At 43.5% G+C, this 22,527-nt stretch carries 20 protein-coding genes; 18 read left to right on the top strand and 2 right to left on the bottom strand.

The features are described from left to right. Nucleotides 1–11: 11 nt before the first annotated feature. Nucleotides 12–1,280 carry a sensor histidine kinase gene (locus ACT6R0_RS00555; protein ID WP_444650319.1) on the bottom strand — a complete coding sequence of 423 codons (1,269 nt, stop codon included), beginning with the start codon at nucleotides 1,278–1,280 and terminating at the stop codon, nucleotides 12–14. Continuing rightward, the gene (locus tag ACT6R0_RS00550) at nucleotides 1,273–1,950 is read right to left on the bottom strand and encodes a response regulator transcription factor (RefSeq protein ID WP_099077390.1); all 678 of its coding nucleotides are present in this window, start codon (nucleotides 1,948–1,950) and stop codon (nucleotides 1,273–1,275) included. Before ACT6R0_RS00550 ends, ACT6R0_RS00555 begins: the two co-directional genes overlap by 8 nt. 259 nt (nucleotides 1,951–2,209) lie before the next feature. Here ACT6R0_RS00550 and ACT6R0_RS00545 point away from each other — a divergent pair, with 259 nt between their 5' ends. The 18 genes from ACT6R0_RS00545 (at nucleotide 2,210) to arsB (ending at nucleotide 22,499) form a co-directional block, all read left to right on the top strand. Then, a complete protein-coding gene (locus ACT6R0_RS00545) occupies nucleotides 2,210–2,545 on the top strand; it encodes a DUF6660 family protein (protein WP_444650317.1) in 336 nt (111 codons plus the stop codon). 450 nt (nucleotides 2,546–2,995) lie between these two features. After that, nucleotides 2,996–7,345, top strand: coding sequence for a CusA/CzcA family heavy metal efflux RND transporter (locus tag ACT6R0_RS00540; protein WP_444650315.1), 4,350 nt, complete (start codon nucleotides 2,996–2,998; stop codon nucleotides 7,343–7,345). 9 nt (nucleotides 7,346–7,354) lie between these two features. Beyond that, a complete protein-coding gene (locus tag ACT6R0_RS00535; protein WP_099077384.1) occupies nucleotides 7,355–8,635 on the top strand; it encodes an efflux RND transporter periplasmic adaptor subunit in 1,281 nt (426 codons plus the stop codon). Between the two features lie 29 nt (nucleotides 8,636–8,664). After that, on the top strand, nucleotides 8,665–8,952 hold the full coding sequence (locus tag ACT6R0_RS00530; protein WP_099077385.1) for a heavy metal-binding domain-containing protein: 288 nt from the start codon (nucleotides 8,665–8,667) through the stop codon (nucleotides 8,950–8,952). Nucleotides 8,953–9,094: 142 nt separating this feature from the next. Next, entirely contained in the window at nucleotides 9,095–9,553 is a 459-nt protein-coding gene (locus ACT6R0_RS00525; protein WP_444650312.1) for an MgtC/SapB family protein, read from the top strand. 63 nt (nucleotides 9,554–9,616) lie between these two features. Continuing rightward, complete coding sequence (locus ACT6R0_RS00520; RefSeq protein ID WP_444650310.1) at nucleotides 9,617–10,504, top strand: bestrophin family protein; 888 nt, start codon at nucleotides 9,617–9,619, stop codon at nucleotides 10,502–10,504. A gap of 69 nt (nucleotides 10,505–10,573) precedes the next feature. Continuing rightward, complete coding sequence (locus tag ACT6R0_RS00515) at nucleotides 10,574–12,577, top strand: heavy metal translocating P-type ATPase (protein WP_444650308.1); 2,004 nt, start codon at nucleotides 10,574–10,576, stop codon at nucleotides 12,575–12,577. Between the two features lie 3 nt (nucleotides 12,578–12,580). Further along, the gene (locus ACT6R0_RS00510) at nucleotides 12,581–13,264 is read left to right on the top strand and encodes a DUF1345 domain-containing protein (protein ID WP_218965613.1); all 684 of its coding nucleotides are present in this window, start codon (nucleotides 12,581–12,583) and stop codon (nucleotides 13,262–13,264) included. Nucleotides 13,265–13,328: 64 nt separating this feature from the next. Continuing rightward, nucleotides 13,329–14,087 (top strand): methyltransferase family protein, encoded by a 759-nt coding sequence (locus ACT6R0_RS00505; RefSeq protein ID WP_444650306.1) that lies wholly within the window; start codon nucleotides 13,329–13,331, stop codon nucleotides 14,085–14,087. Nucleotides 14,088–14,472: 385 nt separating this feature from the next. Next, nucleotides 14,473–15,693: a di-heme oxidoredictase family protein gene (locus tag ACT6R0_RS00500; RefSeq protein ID WP_444650304.1), complete on the top strand. Its 1,221-nt coding sequence runs from the start codon at nucleotides 14,473–14,475 to the stop codon at nucleotides 15,691–15,693. Between the two features lie 5 nt (nucleotides 15,694–15,698). Then, nucleotides 15,699–16,136 (top strand): QcrA and Rieske domain-containing protein, encoded by a 438-nt coding sequence (locus tag ACT6R0_RS00495; protein WP_444650303.1) that lies wholly within the window; start codon nucleotides 15,699–15,701, stop codon nucleotides 16,134–16,136. Beyond that, nucleotides 16,133–17,356: a hypothetical protein gene (locus ACT6R0_RS00490; protein WP_444650301.1), complete on the top strand. Its 1,224-nt coding sequence runs from the start codon at nucleotides 16,133–16,135 to the stop codon at nucleotides 17,354–17,356. The genes ACT6R0_RS00495 and ACT6R0_RS00490 overlap by 4 nt, the downstream gene beginning before the upstream one ends. Nucleotides 17,357–17,508: 152 nt before the next feature. Further along, nucleotides 17,509–17,721, top strand: a complete 213-nt coding sequence (locus ACT6R0_RS00485; RefSeq protein ID WP_444650299.1) for a hypothetical protein — start codon at nucleotides 17,509–17,511, stop codon at nucleotides 17,719–17,721. Between the two features lie 629 nt (nucleotides 17,722–18,350). Next, nucleotides 18,351–19,436 carry a Fic family protein gene (locus ACT6R0_RS00480; RefSeq protein ID WP_444650297.1) on the top strand — a complete coding sequence of 362 codons (1,086 nt, stop codon included), beginning with the start codon at nucleotides 18,351–18,353 and terminating at the stop codon, nucleotides 19,434–19,436. Between the two features lie 499 nt (nucleotides 19,437–19,935). Then, entirely contained in the window at nucleotides 19,936–20,268 is a 333-nt protein-coding gene (locus ACT6R0_RS00475; protein WP_099085129.1) for an ArsR/SmtB family transcription factor, read from the top strand. A gap of 17 nt (nucleotides 20,269–20,285) precedes the next feature. Next, nucleotides 20,286–20,762, top strand: a complete 477-nt coding sequence (locus ACT6R0_RS00470) for a DUF6428 family protein (RefSeq protein WP_099077460.1) — start codon at nucleotides 20,286–20,288, stop codon at nucleotides 20,760–20,762. Nucleotides 20,763–20,787: 25 nt separating this feature from the next. Then, nucleotides 20,788–21,402, top strand: coding sequence for an arsenate-mycothiol transferase ArsC (locus ACT6R0_RS00465; protein ID WP_099077459.1), 615 nt, complete (start codon nucleotides 20,788–20,790; stop codon nucleotides 21,400–21,402). 2 nt (nucleotides 21,403–21,404) lie between these two features. After that, a complete protein-coding gene (gene arsB, locus ACT6R0_RS00460; protein ID WP_444650293.1) occupies nucleotides 21,405–22,499 on the top strand; it encodes an ACR3 family arsenite efflux transporter in 1,095 nt (364 codons plus the stop codon). The last annotated feature ends 28 nt before the right edge of the window (nucleotides 22,500–22,527 follow it).

The following is a 22,527-nucleotide window of genomic DNA, read 5'->3' as shown; positions in this document are numbered from 1 at the left end:
CATTTAGAATTTTATAGCTCAAGCTGAAAAAAATGCAGACTCCCTGAAAAATAATAGGTGATTTTCCACTGATTGAGGACGGTAATCCTTTTTACAATTGACAGACCAAGGCCACTGCCTGAAGCGGAGGTATTCGCTTTCGAAAATCGTTCAAACAGTCTCTGGCCGTCCAGTGCGTCAGTTGCGCCTGTGTTTGAAATCCTTATAAATCGTTCTCCGATAGTGACGGCAATGCTGCCATTGACACGGTTGTGCCGCACTGCGTTGAGCAGAAGATTATTAATGGCTATCTCAAGCAGGACAGGATTGGCCAGTACAGATATAGGGGCCTCAGACCCATACTGTATATCGATATCAAGGGCGGAAGCCTGCTCAATGAAAAAAGGAAGATGGCGCTCCACTAATGCATTGACCGAAAGCGTTTCCATCGCATCAAACTGTGTACTTTCCAGCTTGGAAAGCAGCAAGAGGTTCTTATTGATTTTGGAAAGCCTCGAGGCTGCAATATTGATGTTTTCAAGCAGTTCGAACTGCCCCGGCGTTATATCGGGCCGCTGCACCAAAGTCTGGAGCATTGCCTTAAAGATGGCGAGTGGGGTTTGGAGCTCATGCGAAGCGTTTTCTACAAATTCACCATGACTGGCATAGATTAACGTATTTTTTGCAATAAGTTTTGTAATGGCCTGGTTAAGCCGGTCGAATTCCGCTATGCCAGTTATGGCAAGTTCCGGTGCCTGCATCTTATCAATTTCGAAGCGTTCGATCTGGTTCAGTGTGGTATAGAAAGGCTTCCACAACGTCAGTGACAGGCGGCCGGTGATAAAGAGGAGACCTACCAGGAGCAAAGCCATAACAATCGTAAATACTCCAACAATACCCATTATAAGCTCATCGCTTCCTATCACGTTGATTTTAGCTGAGAAAATGTAGTCCCTATCCCCAATACGCACAGGTGAATTAAGCACTCGGTACCTTTCGTACTTTTCGCTCAGGCAATTGTAATAGCTGTGGTAGTAAAGGGTATCCCTCTCGAACCCTTTACTATTGCCCTTAATTTTCATGTCCCTGTTATAGCTATTCCATGCTGCAATCTCCCCTTGTTCAAGCCCCGGGATGGTAAGCCTTACAAATTCTTCCCGAAGCACTGAGAGTTCCCTGTCTGCGTCACTCCGATAGACCATCCTGGCCAGGTAAAAGAAAAGCACTGCCGCAACAACCAGTATTACCAGGGAGTAGAAAACATAGTAGCGTAAGGTCTTATGTAATAATCTTTTAGTCATTAGCCCATTTATAACCCATGCCGTATACTGTTTTTATATAATCGCCATACCCCGCTTCGCCAAGCTTGCGCTTAAGGTTCTTGATGTGTGCGTATACAAAATGATGATTGTCCAGCATATCGGCCATGTCCCCGGATAGGTGTTCGGCAATCGTGCTCTTCGACAGCACCTTACTTTCATTGGCGATCAGGTAAAGTAAAAGGCCTATTTCTTTTCTGGTTATGTCTACGGCAATACCGTTCACGCTTACTTTCTTTGCCGCAATATCGACCGAAATCTCATTATACGTTATTATGTCACTCCCATGAAATTGCCTTCTGCGTACCAGTGCATGTATCCTCATAACCAGTTCGGGAAGGTCAAAGGGTTTGGTCAGGTAGTCATCAGCGCCAATGCTGAAACCCTCTATTTTCTGCTCAAGCCCCCCCTTTGCCGTAATGATAATTACGCCATCCTGCCTGCGTTTTCTCTTCAGTTCCGACAGTATGGCAAGCCCGTTCCCGTCAGGCAGGCCAATGTCAAGCAGGATACAATCGTATTCATAACTCGAAATTTTATCCATTGCGAGCCGTGCAGAACTGACATACTCGCACAGCCAGCCGTTGCCTGTAAGATAGCCTCTGATGCTGTTGGCTAAAATTTCCTCGTCTTCTATCAGCAGAATTTTCATGAATGCATATAAGGGAATTTATTTGTAAATCGTAAATTGCGAGCCTGCGGTTGTGCTTAAACGTATTTATGGCGCAATAATTGCACAGGGACTGCATGAAGCGCCTAAGTGCCCGGCACCGCCTGGGGTTTAAGCATCATAGAATAAAGAAGATATATTTTGGGGATACACTCAATTGGTAGGGCACTCAGGATGAGCGCAAATTAGTTTTTTTTCCGATTCATTCATATGTTTCAAATTTTTTTATACTTTTACCGCGTTGAAAATTGTACACTTCATATTAACAATCTACCTCCTCGGCCTTTCCCTGATTACATGTTCAGATGCGGAAATGCACGGCAGTGCGACGAATTCACGTATTGAATTGGCACATGACCAGAAAGGCACACATTCCCATAATAAAGAAGGTGATATGTGCTCACCTTTTTGCAGCTGCGCCTGCTGCGGTGCCCAGATTGTTAACAATATTACAGTACTTACACTAAATTTTCCTGTTCTGATAGAACAACCGGTTCCACAAATACCTCATTACACACCCGTTTTTGCTTCATCGTTTTCCGGAAGCATCTGGCAGCCGCCCCAAATTAATTCATAAGACTTCCTTTTTTACAAACTGGGCGGATTTTCCGTACCGTTTTTTGTAATGGATTCGCAATGAATTAATCCAATGCCATGGCAAAACCCAAAAGACCTGTCAAAAAAGACAATCGCGTACTCCACATATTCAAGTTTGTGCTTCTAGTACTCGCCTGCTTAGTAATTTTGGCTGGTATTGTACTACGGGCCTGGCATTATTTCACTGTACATCACAAATAATTTGCAACCAAACGCAAAGCACTGCATGGGAATTATCAATTCAGCGATGCCGTTGAGCCTTCTCTATCCATCATTTGCCGGTGTGGAAGGTAATGCATGCCGTCATGATGCAATCCAGCGTTTTCCTGCCGCCATCTACTTACTGCGACCGCATCCGAAGATAAGGGATTTGCATTTAGGATCCACAGATAAGATGCCTGCCAATTTATCATCAATTATAATTTAAAAAATGTTAGACAAAATAATTCAATTTAGTATCAATAATAAATTTATTATTGGCCTATTCACAATAGTCTTAATAGGGGTCGGAAGTTATTCCCTCTACACCCTTCCGATAGATGCGCTACCTGATATTACCAATAATCAGGTACAGATCATTACAAGTTCTCCTACACTGGCTACCCAGGAAGTGGAGCAATTCATCACATACCCGATTGAGCAGTCCGTTAAGTCCATCCCGCAAATAGTGGAACTCCGTTCCATCAGCCGCTTCGGCCTTAGCGTAGTAACAGTTGTGTTTGAGGAAAAAACAGACATCTATTGGGCAAGGGCCCAGATATCAGAACGCATTAAAGAAGCGGAAAACGCCATACCCAAAGGTGTCGGCGTTCCCGAAATGTCTCCTCTCAGCACCGGATTGGGTGAGATCTACCAATACGTGGTGTTCCCAAAAAAAGGCTATGAAGATAAATATGATGCCACGCAGCTTAAGACGATACAAGACTGGATAATAAAACCGCAGCTAATCGGGACAAAGGGGGTTGCAGAGGTGAACACTCTTGGTGGTATCCAGAAACAATATGAAATTGCTGTACAGCCCGATAAGCTTAAGAGCATGAACACCACCATAACCGAGATTTTTGAAGCATTGGAGGTCAATAATGAAAATACGGGTGGGGCCTATATCGACAAAAAGCCTTACGCCTATTTCATTCGCGGCATCGGTATGGTGAACGGCATTGAGGACATCAAGAAAATAGTTGTTAAAAATCAAAACGGCATCCCGATACTTATCCGTGATGTGGCAACAGTACAGATTGGCAGCGGCGTAAGGTATGGCGCTGTTACCAAAGATGGTAAAGGTGAAGAAGTTTCCGGTATGGTTATGATGCTCAAGGGAGAAAATAGCGGAGAGATTGTAAAGATCGTAAAAGAAAAAATGGAGCAGATTAAAAAATCGCTTCCTGAAGGTGTAGAGATTGAAGCCTTTATGGACAGGACAGTCCTGGTGGATAAAGCGATCTCGACCGTACAGACAAACCTCATTGAAGGGGCACTTATCGTAATCTTTATTCTGGTACTGCTTTTGGGCAACTGGAGGGCGGGCCTTGTCGTTGCATCAGTGATACCATTGGCCTTACTATTTGCCATCTCTATGATGAAGCTTTTCGGGGTCAGCGGGAACCTTATGAGCCTGGGGGCTATAGACTTCGGGCTTATCGTCGATGGTGCCGTTATCATTGTGGAGGCCATCATACACCGATTGCAGGTGGGCAAAAAGGGCAAGCTCACAACCAAGGAGATGGATGAAGAGGTTTATCAGGCATCTTCCAAAATAAGAAGCAGCGCAGCATTCGGGGAAATCATCATCCTTATAGTGTACCTGCCGATACTGGCACTTGTAGGTATAGAAGGCAAGATGTTCGGTCCTATGGCTCAAACCGTGTCGTTTGCGATCCTGGGTGCCTTTATACTCTCACTAACCTATGTACCGATGATGTCGGCCCTGGCTCTGAAAAAAGAGACAGGCCATAAGAAAAATATAAGTGATAAAATCATCGAGGCGATATACCGCGTGTACAACCCGCTGCTGGAGAAGGCGCTTCGTGCCAAAGCGGCAATAATAGGTGTCGCAATAGCCTTATTCATCGTTGCGCTGTTTATCTTCAATTCCCTTGGAGGCGAATTTATCCCGCAATTGGATGAGGGCGATATTGCGACCCACCTGATCATTGCCTCGGGAAGTTCCCTCTCGCAGGAAATTGAGGCTACGACCAAGGCGGAGCAGATACTTAAAGCAAGGTTCCCTGAAATAAAGATGATCGTGACCAAGATAGGAAGCGCAGAAATACCGACCGACCCGATGCCGATTGAGGCTGGGGATATGATTATCCTACTTAAGGACAGGAGCGAATGGACCTCGGCGGAAACGAAAGAAGAACTGATGGAAAAAATGGAAGAGGCACTCGAAGAGATCCCCGGTGCCTTTACAGAGTTCTCCCAGCCGATACAGATGCGATTCAACGAACTTATGACTGGTGTACGTAGTGACGTGGCCATCAAAATCTTCGGGGATGATATCGACATGCTGGTAAGCAAAGGGGAAGAAGTGGTGCAGCTTATCAAGGGCGTCAATGGCGTCGCGGATGCTAAAGCGGAGCGTGTGGCCGGGCTTCCCCAAATAACGATACGATACAACAAAGACAAGCTGGCACTATATGGACTAAAGATTGGCGACCTAAATAAAGTGATCAGGATGGGCTTCGCGGGCGAATCGGCAGGTGTTGTCTATGAAGGAGAAAAACGCTTTGACCTGGTGGTCCGCCTTGATAACAACAGCAGGAAAGACATTGAAAACCTTCGGGCACTATTTGTAACCCTTCCATCAGGAAGCCAGATTCCACTGGAGCAGATTGCAGATGTGAATTATGAGGACGGCCCGATGCAGATTTCCCGCGAAGACGGCAAGCGAAGGATCGTTGTAGGCTTTAATGTACGCGGCGGCGATGTACAGACCATTGTTGAGGAGATACAGGCGAAGCTGGATGCCAAGCTAAAGCTGCCGGACGGCTATTACACTACGTACGGAGGCTCGTTCGAAAATCTAGTAGATGCCAGCAGGCGCCTTTCTATTGCGGTACCTATCGCGCTTGGCCTTATACTGGTACTACTGTACTTTACCTTTAATTCCATGAAGCAGTCACTTCTTATATTTACAGCAATACCGCTGTCGGCTATTGGTGGTATTTTTGCACTATGGCTAAGGGACATGCCATTCAGCATCTCGGCAGGCGTCGGTTTTATCGCACTCTTTGGTGTTGCGGTACTAAACGGTATCGTTCTTATCGGCTATTTCAACCAGCTAAAGGCGGAAGGCATGACCGATGTTTACGAGCGGATCAGGGAAGGTACTAAAGTAAGGTTGCGTCCTGTTATCATGACAGCCGCTGTAGCATCGCTCGGATTCCTTCCGATGGCTATAAGCTCAAGTGCAGGAGCAGAAGTGCAAAAGCCTTTGGCTACGGTAGTAATCGGCGGGCTTATAACCGCTACGTTGCTAACCCTTATAGTGCTCCCGATCCTATACCTATATTTTGAGAAGGGAATTGGCAAAAAGAAAAGGAAGCCCATCCCTACAATCATAACGCTTGCATTATTGTCCCTTTCCACATTCGGTGCCAGTGCCCAAACGCCTCAGCAACTTAATATTGAGCAGGCTCTTGAGATGGGCATCAGCAGTAATAAAAGCATACAGGCCTCCCAACTGGATACCAAAATGCAGTCCCAGATGCTGCGTTCGGCATTTGAGATGCCTAAAACTGAATTTATGGGGACCTTTGGCAATACCAATTCGCAGGCCAATGATAAGAACTTTTCGGTGAGCCAGGGGTTCAGTCCATTCCAGATAGGCCCGAGAAGAAAGCTATTACAAGAATACAGCAACGCCAGCCAATCAAGGCTTGGCGTAACCAAACAAGAAATAAAATTTAACATCCGCCAGTCATGGAATGAGCTCCGCTACTATGAAAAGCAGATCAAGCTTCTTGAAAAACAGAATACCATACTCCAGAAATTTGTAATGTCAGCGGCATTGAAGTTCGAGACCGGGGAAACCAATTCGCTGGAAAAGGCGGTTGCTACCGCAAAACAGCAGGAACTAGAACAACGGATTAAGGAACACAGGACACAAGCGCAGGTCGCAAAATCCAGGCTTAAAGTATTGCTGGGCCTACAGTCCGATTTCACAGTATCTGACACGGCATTTGTACAGCTCCCATTTGTTCTCGCCGCCGATTCCTCTATGGTAAAGCAAAATCCAAACCTGGAGCTCGCTAATAGCCAGGTACGCATTGCGCAGGCTAACCGAAAGCTGTTGCAATCGGCGCTGTATCCTGATTTTTCAGCCGGCTATTTCATACAGTCTATAACGGGCAGCCAGGACCCAAACGGGCCGGACATCGCCGGCAGCTCACTGCAGTTCCAGGGATTCTCGGTGGGGATATCCCTTCCGATCTTTGCAGGCAGCAGCGTTGCGCGGTCAAAGGCAGCCGCTACAGGTATCGAAGTCGAGAAAAAAAATACGGAGTACCTTCAGGCACAGCTGGTGAGCCAGTTCGAACAGCTCTCGGAGCAATTGCGAACCTACCAGTCGCTGATCGACTACTACCGCAATACAGCAATCCCTAATGCAAATTCAATTATAAGTAATGCGACAAGGGCATACCAGAACGGTGATATCTCCTACGTGGAATATGTTCAGGGGATTGAAACCGCCTCAGCCATACAGCTGAACTACAATGACGCGATAAGCAACTATAACCAGACTGTAATCAATATCCAATACTTAATCAATCAATAATAAAAGAAAATGAAAAAATCCAGTATCATATATTTCATCCTTGCAGCAGTAGTGGGTATTGCGCTTGTAGTATATTTTTCGCTCCGCCACACCGAGGGTGACGGGCACAACCACGGCGAGGCTGAAGGTGAAGGCGAGGCACACACGGAGGAGAGTGCAGGCGGGCCAAAAGAAGTCGAACTTAATGAAGCGCAATTTACGGGTTCTAAGATCGAATTGGGCACTTTCTCCCAAAAGAACCTCAGTGAAGTAATCAATGCCAACGGCTATACAGAACTGCCGCCGCAGAACCAGGCAGATGTGTCGGTCTACACCAGTGGCATAGTCAGGACCATTGTTGTCATAGAAGGGCAGCATGTTAATAAAGGGCAAACGATAGCAACTATTGAAAGCCCTGAATTCACCAGGATTCAGGAGTCATACCTGACTTCAAAAAGCAACCTCGCATTTCTTGAGCTTGAATTTCAAAGGCAGAAATTGCTAAGCGAACAGGAAGTGAACTCAAAGAAAGTATTCCAGCAGACAAAAGCTAACTATGAGATTGAAAAAGCGCGTTTCAATTCATTGCAGCGCCAACTCGCTACCCTCGGTATCAGCGCCGGGGGCCCCACTACGTCAACAGTTGCGATTAAAGCACCAATCTCAGGCTATATCACCGATATCAATATTAAGCTTGGCAGCAATGTCGAAGCAGGAAAACCCCTTGTAAGCATCGTGGATAACTCGAAGCTGCACGTCGACCTGTTGGTATATGAAAAAGACCTGCCGCGTGTCAAAGAAGGCCAGAATGTCCGCTTCACCCTTACCAACCAGGACAATTCCGAGGTAACCGGCAGGATATTCAGTATTGGCAAATCTTTCGAGAATGATACAAAATCGGTTGCGGTCCATGCGGATATCACAAACGACAAGCAAAAGCTGATCCCGGGTATGTATGTAAATGCCCTTATTGATGTCGGCACAAACGCTGTCGCGGCGCTCCCACTGGAAGCCATTGTGAAAGCAGACGGGCGCGAATTCATCTTCGTTCTTGAAGAAGGCCATAAAGAAGAAAGCCACGACGAAAAAGAAGGCCATGACCATGAAGATGGCGACAAGCATGATGAAGACACCGGCAAGTCCTACCATTTCCAGAGGATTGAGGTTAAGACCGGTACCGCACAGCTCGGATATGTGCAGGTTTCCCTGCTCCAAAAGATAGACCCTAATGCCAAAATCGTTCTTAAAGGCGCCTATTATATTCAGAGCCACCTGCTTAAGAGCGAAGGCGGTGGAGGGCACAGCCATTAAATTAGTTCTTAACCTTAAATTATTGACACATGAAAAAATCAGTAGTAATTATTGCTTTAGCAATCGCAACACTCACAAACGTTTCTTGCGGCAAGAAAGAGGAAAAGCCAGCAGCAACCGAACATGAAGGCCATGACCATAGCGAGGCTACCATGCACAAGCCGGCCTATGAATGCCCGATGGAATGCGAAAAGGGAAAAACGTATGAGGCCAAGGGAAAATGCCCTGTCTGTAAAATGGACCTGATAGCTGTAACTGAGGAAAATCATGAAGGCCACAAGCATTCCAGCGATGAGCATGAGGGCCACCAGCATTAGTAAGTAGTTCTAGGTTTGTGTTTAATTGCCCACAACGCGGGTGACAACATGCGTTGAGGGCTAAGGCTCAGGCATGGCAACCGCCGTGCCTGATTCCTGACACAAGGGAAAGGCTGCAAAAATCACACGTTAAATCATACCTATGGATATCAATACGGAATTGATTATATTAATCAAGCTGATAGTTTCCTTTATACTGGGCGCCTTCATAGGATTAGACAGGGAGCGCCACGGACATGATGCAGGAATAAGGACCTATGGAGCTGTATGCCTGGGGGCAACACTTTTTACGGCAATAACGACGCACCTGGCAAGCGATCCCGCTGCGGCTTCAAGGGTAATAGCGAACATTGTGACCGGGGTCGGTTTTCTTGGGGCAGGAATCATTTACCGCAATAGCGCTGCAAATACTTCCCACGGCCTTACCACGGCCGCGACGGTATGGTGCACATCTGCCGTTGGAGTGGCTGTCGCACTTAATATGTTTATCATCGCCTCTGCCAGTGCAGCAGCCCTATACTTCCTATTGTCGTTACACCACCAAAAATGGTATCTCAATTGGAAGAAAAATATTAAGCATAAGGATAAATCTCCTGACTGATTCCATGACGATATGTGCATACCTGTTTATGAATACCAAAGTGATTTAAAAAAAATACCCATTATGTTAGTAAAAAATAACAAAAATTCTATCCTATATTTTATTAAATCAATATGGATTGATGTCATTGCAATCGTTACGTACGCTATTGTTATTGGAACTCTTGACCATAATACGGTACTTAGGAAAATTTCAATTCCGCTACCAATCACCTCAGTTATGGGTACCATAGTCTCACTACTTTTAGCATTCCGTACAGCGCAGTCCTATGACCGATGGTGGGAGGCAAGGAAAATTTGGGGAGAAATTGTGAATGATTCCAGGACGCTGATAAGGCAGGTAAAACAATTCCTTCCTGATACAGCATCAGAAACTGGGCTTAAGGAATTTGCGGAGCGTCAAATAATTTGGTGCTATTCCCTAAGTGAAAGTCTTAGAAAAACGCCCTACTCTACAGATGTAGGTTCCTATATTAACGGGCATAAAATTACCGCTAATAATATTCCCGCTGAACTTTTGAACAGGCATGCTGATCAATTGGCATTGCTTTCAAAAACGTACAACATGAACGAAAATAAGCAAGTCCAAATTGATACCACAATTGCGCGGCTTAATGATGCTATGGGAAAATGTGAAAGAATAAAAAACACGGTGTTTCCAAAATCATATAGCCTGCTGATCCACTTCCTGATCTATATGTTATCATCCATATTGCCTTTTGGCCTGGACGACGGTTATCCGGCACTTGAAATTTTACTTACCATCATAATTTCACTGATGTTTATAGCAGTAGAACAAACGGCAATCATAATGCAGGATCCTTTTGAGAACAAACCTACGGATATACCTATGACGGCATTATGTGCGATAATAGAAAACAACATTAAAGAAATATGTACCGATCTGGCAATACCACCGCTCTCACAGGTCAAATCATACTATGTAAACTAGTAATTCACCCAATTACGATTAAACCGTAACTATAGATAATTTAAATTTAATAAATAAAAAAACTGTACTATGATTGAAAGCAACGAAAACAATACCGCTCCTAAATCAGGAAACAGAAACATTGAGCCTTCTAAAAATGCTACTACACCTGTTACTGAAGTGGAAGATGCACATTCAGAAGATGATGGGCACAACCACGGGGCTGACGAAGAAATTTCAGGTTGGAAAAGTCATTGGCAGCTCTTGCTCGCAATTTTCATACTGGCCATCATGTTAACACTCGAATTCGGGTTTAGCTATGTTCCCCCTTTTCCGGCTGACCTTATCATATTTGCTGTAGCTTACCTTCTTGCAGGTTATAATGTTCTGTATATGGCGTATAGAAAAGCCTTAAGGTTTGATTTTTTCAATGAATTTTTCCTAATGAGCGTTGCGACTATCGGGGCATTTTCAATTGGGTCGTATAGTGAGGGAGTAGCCGTAATGGCTTTTTATTCCATCGGCGAATGGTTCCAGGATGCGGCGGTCAACCGTGCCAAACGAAGCATAAAGGCGCTGTTGGATATTAGGCCTGAAGAAGTTACAGTGGTACGGGAGGGACAGGAAAGTATAGTGAGCCCGAAAGATGTAAAAATTGATGAGACCATTAGGGTGAAGCCTGGGGAGAAAGTAGCGCTTGACGGCGAAATGATTTCTGAAAAAGCATCCTTCAACACCGCTGCACTTACGGGAGAGAGCAAACCGGACACAAAAAATAAAGGCGAAAAGATATATGCGGGCATGATCAACCTGAATACTGTGGCCGAGGTAAAGGTCACTTCGCTATTTAAGGACAGCAAGCTGAGCCGCATATTGGAGATGGTACAGGACGCCACAGCCCGCAAATCACAGACACAACTTTTTATAAGCAGGTTTGCCAAGATCTATACGCCGATCGTTTTTGCACTGGCACTAGCGGTATGCTTTGTACCCTACTTCTTTACTGACCCTTATGTCTTCACGACCTGGTTTTACAGGGCACTGGTGTTCCTTGTTATAAGCTGTCCCTGTGCACTCGTGGTATCGATTCCACTGGGCTATTTTGGAGGAATTGGGCTGGCCTCACGAAACGGGATTCTGTTCAAGGGATCCAATTTTCTCGATGTGATGACCGACATCAATGTTGTGGTGATGGATAAGACAGGAACCTTGACAGAGGGTATATTTAAAGTCCAGGAGATAAAGGCCACGGACATCGAAGAAAAAGAATTGCTAAAGCTTGCAGCCGCAATCGAAAGCCAGTCGACCCACCCTATAGGCATGGCAGTGGTTGAGCATGCCGGAAAAGATTCCTTTAGGGATATAAGCATTAAGGAAATAGAAGAGATTTCAGGGCACGGCCTCAAGGGCGTTATTGATGGCAAGGAAGTACTGGCCGGTAACACCAAATTAATGAAGAAGTTCGATATTGAATATCCTGAGGAAATTAATAGTATTGTCTATACGATTGTGGTGCTCGCAGTGGATAAAAAATACAAAGGCCACATTACAATAGCCGATAAGATAAAGGAAGATGCAGTTGATGCTATTAAAGATTTGCATGCCCTAAAAATACAGACCGTTATGCTTTCGGGTGATAAGCAGAGCGTTGTGGATGAAGTAGCAAAAAAACTTGGAATTGATAACGCATATGGCGACTTGCTACCCGAAAATAAGGTTGAGAAAGTCCAGGCGTTAAAGGATGAGGGCAAGAAGATAGCATTCGTCGGCGACGGCGTTAACGATGCACCGGTAGTAGCGCTTGCAGACGCAGGTATTGCGATGGGAGGCCTGGGGAGCGATGCAACTATTGAAACAGCAGATATCGTTATCCAGAACGACCAGCCTTCCAAGATTGTAACAGCTATAAAAGCAGGAAAGATTACCAAACAGATCGTCTGGCAAAACATCATCCTGGCTATGGTGGTAAAGATTATTGTACTTGCACTGGGTGCGGGTGGGATTGCAACGCTTTGGGAGGCAGTGATTGCTGACGTTGGCGTGGCACTGCTTGCCATCCTAAATGCTGTACGTATCCAAAGAATGAAAATATAACCGATGAGAGATAAATTAGCTGGCTCAAAATGGGTTGCGAATACAAGTGGCTACCAGAAATTGGCACTGTCCCTTTTACTGGCGGCCCTTGCTTTTATTGCCACAATGTTCCTGCATTTGGGCACTACTGTACGGATCATGGTTGCCTGGGATATCTTTACCCTCTCTCTCATCGGGTTGAGCTGGCTATTATTCATAACCACCACAGCAAAAGAACAGCATGAAGTAGTGCGGAAACAGGATGACGGGCTTAAGGTAATATTTGCAATCGTGCTGACCTCTGTGTGCGTCAGCCTTCTCGGGACCTTGCTCCTGATAGTAAAGACAACGGAATCCTCAGCCGATAAGGATATACGGACTATCGTTACGCTTTCGGCTGTAGCACTCTCGTGGGTATTGCTTCATAGTATCTTTACCATTCGGTACGCGCACCTTTATCATGATCACAACAAATTAAATACTGGTACCGAAGTGGGTGGCATTGATTTTCCTGATTCAGAACAGCCTGATTATCTCGATTTCGCCTATTTCTCATTTGTCATCGGAATGACGTTCCAAGTATCGGATGTGAGCGTGTCCTCCCGAATGGTCAGGCGTTACGTACTGATGCACAGCCTCATATCATTTGTATTTAACACCATAATTGTGGCCTTGACAATTAATACGATTGCAAACATCAGTAATTAACCTTCGGGCTGAAATTCCTGGGAACCGCTTAGTACTGACATAATGAAAATTTACAATTTCTTACATGGCACTTCTTGAAGAATTTGAAAAGCAAGGCCGCGGGCTTTCAAAATATGGGAAAGCAATCCCCTTTACTGCCTTGATATTAAGCTACGCGCTGCTCATTAAAGGTGAAATCTATCCCAACAGCTTTTACTTTCAGGAAAGCAGTGCGGAAGAGCTCTACGAAAATTTATGTCTCCTGTTCAGCTTTTTTGGCTTTGCGGTATATACCTACGCGCTGGGCACATCTACAGCACTATCAGGAAGGAAAATGAAAGGGCGTGCAGCGGAAAGCTATCACGGCACCGGACTATATTCTGTCGTCAGGCATCCCAAATTCATAGGTATGGTGATCATGTGGATGGGACCTGCACTTTTGACCGGCTTTCTTTGGTTTGAAATAGCCTACTGGCTTTTTTGCTGGCTGTATTTTGAGCGAATCATGTTTGCCGAGGAAATGCATATCAGGAATCAGTTATCCTCAAATTACCGGAACATCACTGAAAAAATACCAGCCTTTATCCCAAACATTTTGCTGTTTAGAAAATCGCAATCCTTCAATTGGCGGAAAGCTGTGCTGAAGGATAATAGTCAGTTTACATATGTCGTCCTGGCCTTTTTTATCTTTGACTTTTGCTCGGAAATGATTGATGGGAAACCGCAACTAAACAAATTATTAAGTATAGTCCTGATTATTACTTTCGCATCCAATATTGCTTTAAGTATATACAAACGCCTGGAAAAGACATCGGGTATGAAAAAAACGGGCAGTCAAAAATAGGTTTTATTTACAAACATCCTATTGTGCCGTCCTGGTAAACTACCATAAGGCACCTGCCAGATGGAACCGGTATTGAGAGATATCACTGACCATAAAAGTTGGATATTTCGCCATTAGCGGTTTTTTCGTCCAACGGTATTTAGCTAATCTATAGTCCCTCGATGTTTTTATAATATCATTATTATAAGTAGCACAGTATTCCCTGACAGCGCATCTTTTAGCAAGGCCCATGAATGGGTTTTGCAGTGGTAGCAGACAACGCACTATGAATATTTTAAGGCTCCTGACTAACATAAAGATGTCGCGCGACATATTTTTAAGATTCTAATAAAATTTTTAAAGTTGTATGTATTTTATTTTTAGTTTTGTCTAAAAATAATTTAAGATGGCTTTAAACTTTAACTATGATAATCGCATTAGGTTGCATGCTGCCCTTTTACTGGTGATTTTTGCTTCACTGCTATCCTGTTCAAATTTTGAACCCGAAGCAATTGCTGACGACAGCATCCTTGACGGTCCGCTTGATGGATTGACACACGAACAGAACCGGAGATTTTTAGCGGGGGATGTGGCTTTTAATGACGAAGTATTCACTTCGGGAACGGGACTCGGCCCCGTCTTCGTCGCGACCAGCTGCGTAGCCTGCCATGCTGGCGATGGTCGGGGAACTCCATTCACCACGCTGACACGCTTTGGGCAAATCAATGAGACTGGCAATACTTTCCTTCATCTGGGCGGACCTCAGTTACAAAACCGGGCACTGCCGGGCTACGCACCAGAGGTGGTGCCGCCAGGGGCCACCTTCGCAAGATTTACTCCTCCGGCTAATACAGGACTCGGCTTTATAGAATTAGTTTCAGACACCGATCTATTGGCGATGGCCGACCCCGACGACCTCGACGGTGATGGCATATCCGGCGTACCAAACTGGAACTACATTCCTGATTACTTAAACTTACCACAAGGCGCAGTAAGCCAAAATGGCAAATATATCTGCCGATTTGGTCGAAAGGGCGCCGCTTTCGACCTGCTCCACCAAACTGCCAATGCCTACAACCAGGATATCGGGATAACTTCCAGCTTCGAACCTGTTGATACCTATACAGGCCTTAGTATAGACCCGGAAATAACCGACCTCACAGTACGCAATGTCGTTTTCTACCTACAAACGCTGAAAGCGCCGATACAGCGTAACCAGAATGATGCAAGGGTACAGCAGGGAAAAGCGTTATTCAGCCAGATCCAATGCGCCGCCTGCCATAAGCCGGAACTGCGGACAGGGTATTCTGCCTTGTCACCGCTGTCCAATAAAAACTTCTATCCCTATACCGACCTTTTGCTGCACGACATGGGCCCCGGCCTTGATGATGGGTACACTGAAGGCTCCGCGAAAACATACGAATGGCGCACACCACCCTTATGGGGATTAGGCCTTTCGCCAAACTCGCAGGGCGGCAACTTCTTTCTTATGCATGATGGGCGTGCACGTTCGATTGAGCAGGCTATACAGCTTCATGGCGGCGAAGCCGCTGCAAGCCGCAGTAACTATAACAATTTGAGTCAGCAGGAAAGAGAGGCCGTACTTAAATTTTTAAATTCCCTTTAACTATAATGGATAGAAAACAATTCCTCAAGACCTGCGGGCTTGGATGCCTTGGCAGTATAGCTGCCGTTTCGCTGCTGAACAGCTGTTCATCCGCAAGATCAATGAACAGTAGTATAGATGGTGACAACCTGGTCGTCCCCACGTCTGACTTCGGCAATGAAACCCATGGTTTCCGCAAGTTTATTGTGGTCAATAATGACTTGCTCAAGTTCCCCATTTGTGTATTCAGGCATACTGCCGACAGCTATTCTGCCCTGTGGATGGAGTGCACCCATATGGGTGCGGAACTGCAGGTTTTCGGCGATACCCTGCAATGCCCAGCTCATGGGAGCGAGTTCAGCGACAGGGGCGTGGTCCGTAACGGTCCGGCCGACCGTGCCTTGCGAAGCTTTCCAATATCTATTGAAATGAACCTTATAAAAATATCCCTGAAAAAGCAATGAGGAAAATAATTATACTGCTGTTTTTATGTGGTGCTATGCCACTTTTGGCACAGATAGACCCCACACTGTTGAGAAGGTTCCCGAAAGATACCGTCAAAGACCTAATGAATATGGATGCGGTATACAACCGCCCTTTCCTCGGTATGGGAAAGCTACCGGTATCGGTGGGCGGATATGCCGAGATCAACTGGCAGCACCTGGGTACTGACGGGGTTTCCGAAGGGCACCAGTTCCAGTTCAGAAGGATGACATTGTTTGTATCCTCCACAATATCAAAGCGCCTGAAATTCCTTAGTGAAATTGAGTTTGAGGAAGGCGGAAAGGAAGTTGCCATAGAATTCGCGGCAATAGACATGGAGCTCTTTCCGCTGGCCAACCTGCGGGCAGGAATTATCCTGAACCCCATTGGCGCGTTTAACCAGAACCATGATGGTCCGAAATGGGAATTCACCGACAGGCCTATTTCTGCAACTGAAATGCTTCCGGCTACCTGGAGCAATGCTGGCTTCGGGATGTATGGAAAAGAATACGCCGGAAACTGGATGTATGGGTATGAACTGTATTTTTCCGGTAACTTCGATGACGGCATTATAGATAATAGCTTAGGAAGGACATCGCTTCCTGCGGCAAAGGAGAATCCTGAACGCTTTGAAGAGATCAATAGCGGGCTGCCGCTTTTTACAGGAAAAGCTTCAGTACGCAATTCTAAATATGGAGAGCTTGGGCTGTCTTATATGGGAGGGGTTTTTAATAAGTTTGAGGAAGACGGTCTGGCACTGGATGAAAAGAGACGCGTGGAGGTATACGCCGTTGACTATAATACTATCCTTCCCTATCTCAAAACCTTCATTACTGCTGAATGGGCATGGGTTCACGTGGATGTACCTCTCACCTTTAGCCAACAATACGGCAGCAAGCAGAGAGGTGGATTTATCGATATTGTACAGCCGGTTCTGAAGCGCAAGGTACTGGACTGGGATAATGCTATACTTAACGTAGCCTGTCGTTTGGAATACGTTGATTTTAATGTAGGTACTTTTAATGAAGCAGGTCACAATATTGGCGATGAGCTTTGGAGCATTATGCCCGCGATCAGCTTTCGCCCTTCGGCCCAGACCGTCCTCAGGCTCAATTACCGAATCCTTGAGGCCACTGACCTACTGGGGAATCCGCCAAGCCAGACCAGAGGCTTTAGTTTTGGGCTGAGCACTTATTTTTAATCTCACGTTTTCTATGCCCTATTTGCTGTTGCTAATGCTTTTGCGAACTACTGCGGCTTTGAAATATATTATTATATTTGCTTTAGTGCTTTCAAATAAGCGACTGGGAAATCGGGGTTAAGCCCCATAAGTCAAACCACTAATCTATAACTATGAAAAAAATTATTATTCCTTTTTTTGCTGTGGCGATGTGTGTTGCCTGCAATGACAAGAAGACCGACAGCCATGAGGGGCATGACCACAGCGATGGAACCGAGCAGCATGAAGGTCACGATCACAGCACGGACACTACGTCCACTAAAGATACTTTGGCAGGTGAGGCGCACGATCACGAGCATACCGAAGGCGATGGCCATCAGCATTAATATTATATCAAATCTGTAGTTAATTAAATAGCCATGAGTGAAAACGTCATGGCTATATTATTTCAGTCTACCTTTAATAACTATAATGCTCCAGCCTGATACTTATAACTAGAGATTTTGTTGACTTTGATTTGAGCCGATAAATTGCGCCTAGTATTAAATGTAATTCTAAGGTTAGAATAGAAATAGAATAAACCAATGTAAAAGAAATAGAAGATATTTTAAATAGAATAATTCTAATGTAAACAAAATAGAAAATACTTTAAATAGAATAAATCCAATGTAAAAGAAATAGAAGATATTTTAAATGGAGTAATTCTAATGTAAAAAAAATAGCGAATACTTTAAATAGATTAAATCCAATGTAAAAGAAATAGAAGATATTTTAAATGGAGTAATTCTAATGTAGAAAAAATAGCGAATACTTTAAATAGATTAAATCCAATGTAAAAGAAACAGAAGATATTTTTAAATAGAATAATTAATAAAGACATTCTAATAAATAAAATTCATCAAATAGAATTTCTAATGTTAGAAATAAAAAATATCAAAAATATAATGTAAAAGAAATGGCAATTCTTTTACATATAACACTACCTTTGTAAAGAAAAACGAAAAAACTTTACATTATGTGGGAATTAGGACCATTACCAGTTGATATCGATTTAGAAACTAAGAAAGTCTTAAAAAAACTTCCTTCCGTTCATAGAGCTCTAGCAGAATTAAAAGGAATTGCGAGTACAATGCCTAATCAAAACATATTATTAAATACGTTAGCTATACAGGAGGCAAAAGACAGTAGTGAAGTAGAAAATATTGTTACCACCCATGATGAACTTTATAAGGCTTCTCTTGAACTGGAAAATATACAAACCCTGGCGGCTAAAGAAGTTCAAAATTATATATCTGGACTAAAGAGAGGTTTTAATTTAGTAAAGGACTTTGGATTTTTAAATAGTAATCACATTATTCAAATCCAATCTCTACTGGAAAACAGCGACGCAGGATTTAGAAAAGTTCCGGGAACTACTTTAAAAAATGAAAAAACAGGACAAATAATATATACTCCCCCACAAGACCATTCATCTATAGTCAGTTTAATGACTAACTTAGAGAAATTCATTAATAACAATGAAATGTCCGAATTAGATCCCTTAATTAAAATGGCAGTAATACATTTTCAATTTGAAAGCATTCACCCCTTCTATGATGGAAATGGAAGAACAGGGAGAATTATAAATATAATGTACCTGGTTTTACAAAACTTGTTGCAAGCACCAACTTTATATCTAAGTCGATATATTAATCAAAACAAAACAAAATATTACGAGTATATTCAATTAGTCCGAGATTCAAATGACTGGGAACCCTTTATTCTTTACATGTTAGATGCAGTGGAACAGACTTCAAGACAAACAGTAGAACTAATATTGCAAATAAAAATTTTAATGCAGGACTATAAGATTAAGATTAGAGATCAATATAAATTTTATAGTCAGGATTTGCTAAATAATCTTTTTAAACACCCCTATACTAAAATAAACTTCTTAGAACAAGAGCTTAGAATTTCCAGACCTACTGCCACCAATTATGCTAATAAATTAGTTGAAGATGGTTTTCTAGTAAAACAAAAGTTGGGAAACACATATTACTTTATAAACCAGCCACTAGTAGCTTTATTGATGAATCTGCAGCCATTAGAGAGTAAAGTTTAAAAAGACACATACCTTTAACGAATAAGGGAGGGACTGTATCAAGTATATCAGCACCTTTTAAAGCAAAAGAGCTGCCGAAATATACGTTTAGTAATCTTTATGGAGGGAACATATTCGAAACTTACCTCTGAAAACCGCATAACGCTGGCTCGTTATATTTTAGAACTCAAAGTGCCACCATTATCTTAACCGACATAAAATATATAATTCTACGTCGAAAATGTTCGAAAAACAGGAACTACACCGCCCTTTTTTGCACTGAAGATATATACTTCAAGTATTTCAAGTAATAAATATTTTAAATATGTCGCTGTTACTTTTCTTATTCTATCCAGTGTGATAAAATAATAACTGTTTGGTTATCATATTTAATCTAAGAGTTCGTCATAATTGCTCGAATTAAAAATTCTATAAAAACCTGAAGTTTGATGCTGCAAAAAAAAATAAAATGTAGAAAGTTTAATTATATATCGTAATATTGCAATATAATAATAAAACAATGGGAGCAACTAAAACCGATCATTTTACGGATAACCAAAATGAACTGGCTGTCTTAGCCAAAGCTTTGGGACATCCTGCACGAATAGCAATCATCGAATACCTGATGAAAGTCGATACGTGCATCTGCGGCGATATCGTGAATGAGATGCCTTTGGCCCAGCCAACGGTTTCACAGCACCTGAAAGAACTTAAGAATGCAGGCCTTATCAAAGGAAATATTGAAGGCACCGCAATTTGCTACTGCATCAATGAAGAAGGATTCGAGAATATTAAAGGTTTCTTCCAGCATATTACCGAGTATACCGAAAAGAGAAAAGCAAACTGCTGCTAACACTAAATTATAATCTTATGAAATTATCAGAAATTAAAAATCATCTTAATGGACTAGCTACATTGTCCTTCCAGCTTCCTGATGGAGCATTTGTGCCGGAAAACTTCCACGTTACAGAAGTGGGATTGATAACTAAAGATTTTATCGACTGCGGGGGTACCATACGAAAGGAAACTGTTGTCAACTTTCAGCTATGGGAAGATTCTAATGACGAGGACCACAGGCTTAAACCAGAAAAGCTGTTAAAAATTATTGACTTATCCGAAAAGGTTCTGGGCATAGGCGATTATGAAATTGAAGTAGAGTACCAAGACAGGACTATAGGGAAATATGACCTCGACTTCGACGGCAAAGGTTTTTTGCTTCTGAACAAGCAAACCGCATGCCTGGCCTCAGACCAGTGCGGGATTCCAAGTGAGAAGAAAAAAGTGGCACTTTCGGAAATCGCTATCGGAAATCCCAACAGCTGCACCCCTGGCGGAGGCTGCTGCTAATATCATAAACAATATCAACAAACATATGCTTTATCCGGAAATAACAACTGTAGTGAACAGCTTCAGTTCTGAAAATATATCAGAGCAACGTAAAGAGGTGCTTAAGCCTTTAATTGATTTTATCCAGTCAAAAGCGCTGGCTCAGGAAGAAATAAGGCTTAACCTGATATGTACCCATAATTCACGCAGGAGCCACCTTGCTCAGATATGGGCACAGGCAGCAGCGGAGTACTACCAAATCCCGAAGGTTATTTGTTATTCAGGCGGAACAGAGGCAACGGCCATGTTTCCGGTTGTGGCCGAAACCCTAAAGCTGTCAGGCTTCAGAGTACAAGCGCTCTCTATTGGAGATAATCCGGTATATGCTGTTAAATATTCAGAAAACCAGCACCCTGTGATCGCGTTTTCCAAAACGTATTATGATGAGTTCAATCCCGATGGTGGTTTTGCAGCTATAATGACCTGTTCACAAGCTGATGGAGGATGCCCTTTTATATCTGGTGCTGAAAAGCGAATCGCCATAACATATGAAGACCCGAAGGCATTTGATAATTCGCCACAGCAAACTGAAAAGTACAATGAGCGCAGCCTTCAGATTGCTGAGGAAATGTTTTACGTATTCTCCCAAATAAAAAAGTAAGTATGTCTGCAAACAATTGTGCCCCTGCGGCCGATAGAAAGAAACTTGGCTTCTTAGACCGCTATCTGACATTGTGGATTTCTCTTGCCATGGCATTTGGCGTATCACTGGGCTACCTGCTGCCTTCAAGCAGTGACTTCATCAACTCCTTTTCAAGCGGCACCACCAATATTCCGCTTGCAATAGGCCTGATACTGATGATGTACCCGCCGTTGGCAAAGGTGAATTACAGTAAAATGGGTGAAGTCTTCTCCAATACTAAAGTTTTGGGCGCTTCATTGCTCCTAAATTGGGTTATTGGTCCCATCCTGATGTTTGCCCTTGCTTTGCTATTCCTGAAAGGTTATCCAGAATATATGATTGGGGTTATTCTCATCGGGCTGGCCCGTTGTATCGCGATGGTGGTTGTATGGAACGACCTTGCTGATGGCAATCGTGAATATGCTGCCGGGCTTATTGCACTAAACAGTATTTTCCAGGTATTCCTGTACAGCGTATATGCGTATATTTTTATAACCATACTTCCGCCCTATTTCGGGTACGATGGCTTTGCAGTAGACATCAGCATTGGGCAGATTGCTGAAAGTGTAGGCATCTATCTAGGTATACCCTTTGCTTTGGGCATTGTAAGCAGATATGCTTTGATCAGGCTTAAAGGAATAGAGTGGTTCCAGACAAAATATGTGCCTATTATTTCCCCAATAACCCTGATAGCCCTGCTGTTCACCATTGTAATAATGTTCAGCCTTAAAGGAGAATTAATAGTAGAAATACCTATGGATGTGGTACGTATAGCTATTCCCCTGGTAATCTACTTTACGATTATGTTTGTGATAAGCTTTTTCACAGGGCGCTTTTTTGGTGCCGATTATTCTAAGAGCGCGTCCATAGCATTTACGGCAACGGGAAATAACTTTGAACTGGCTATTGCGGTGGCAATTGGTGTGTTTGGTATTAATAGCGGGCAGGCGTTTGCTGGAGTTATTGGCCCACTTGTCGAAGTTCCTGCTCTTATCGCGCTGGTTAACCTTGCTTTTTGGTTCAGAAGGAAATTTTATGTAGAAATAATCCAACAGGCTAAAAATCAAAAAGACTAAAATTTGTCTTGTATAATATAAATAACTG

Source organism: Flavobacterium sp., from assembly GCF_052437795.1.
GTDB lineage: Bacteria > Bacteroidota > Bacteroidia > Flavobacteriales > Flavobacteriaceae > Flavobacterium.
The sequence above is the reverse complement of the archived record's forward strand: the minus strand, read 5'-3'. Positions and strand labels throughout refer to the sequence as shown.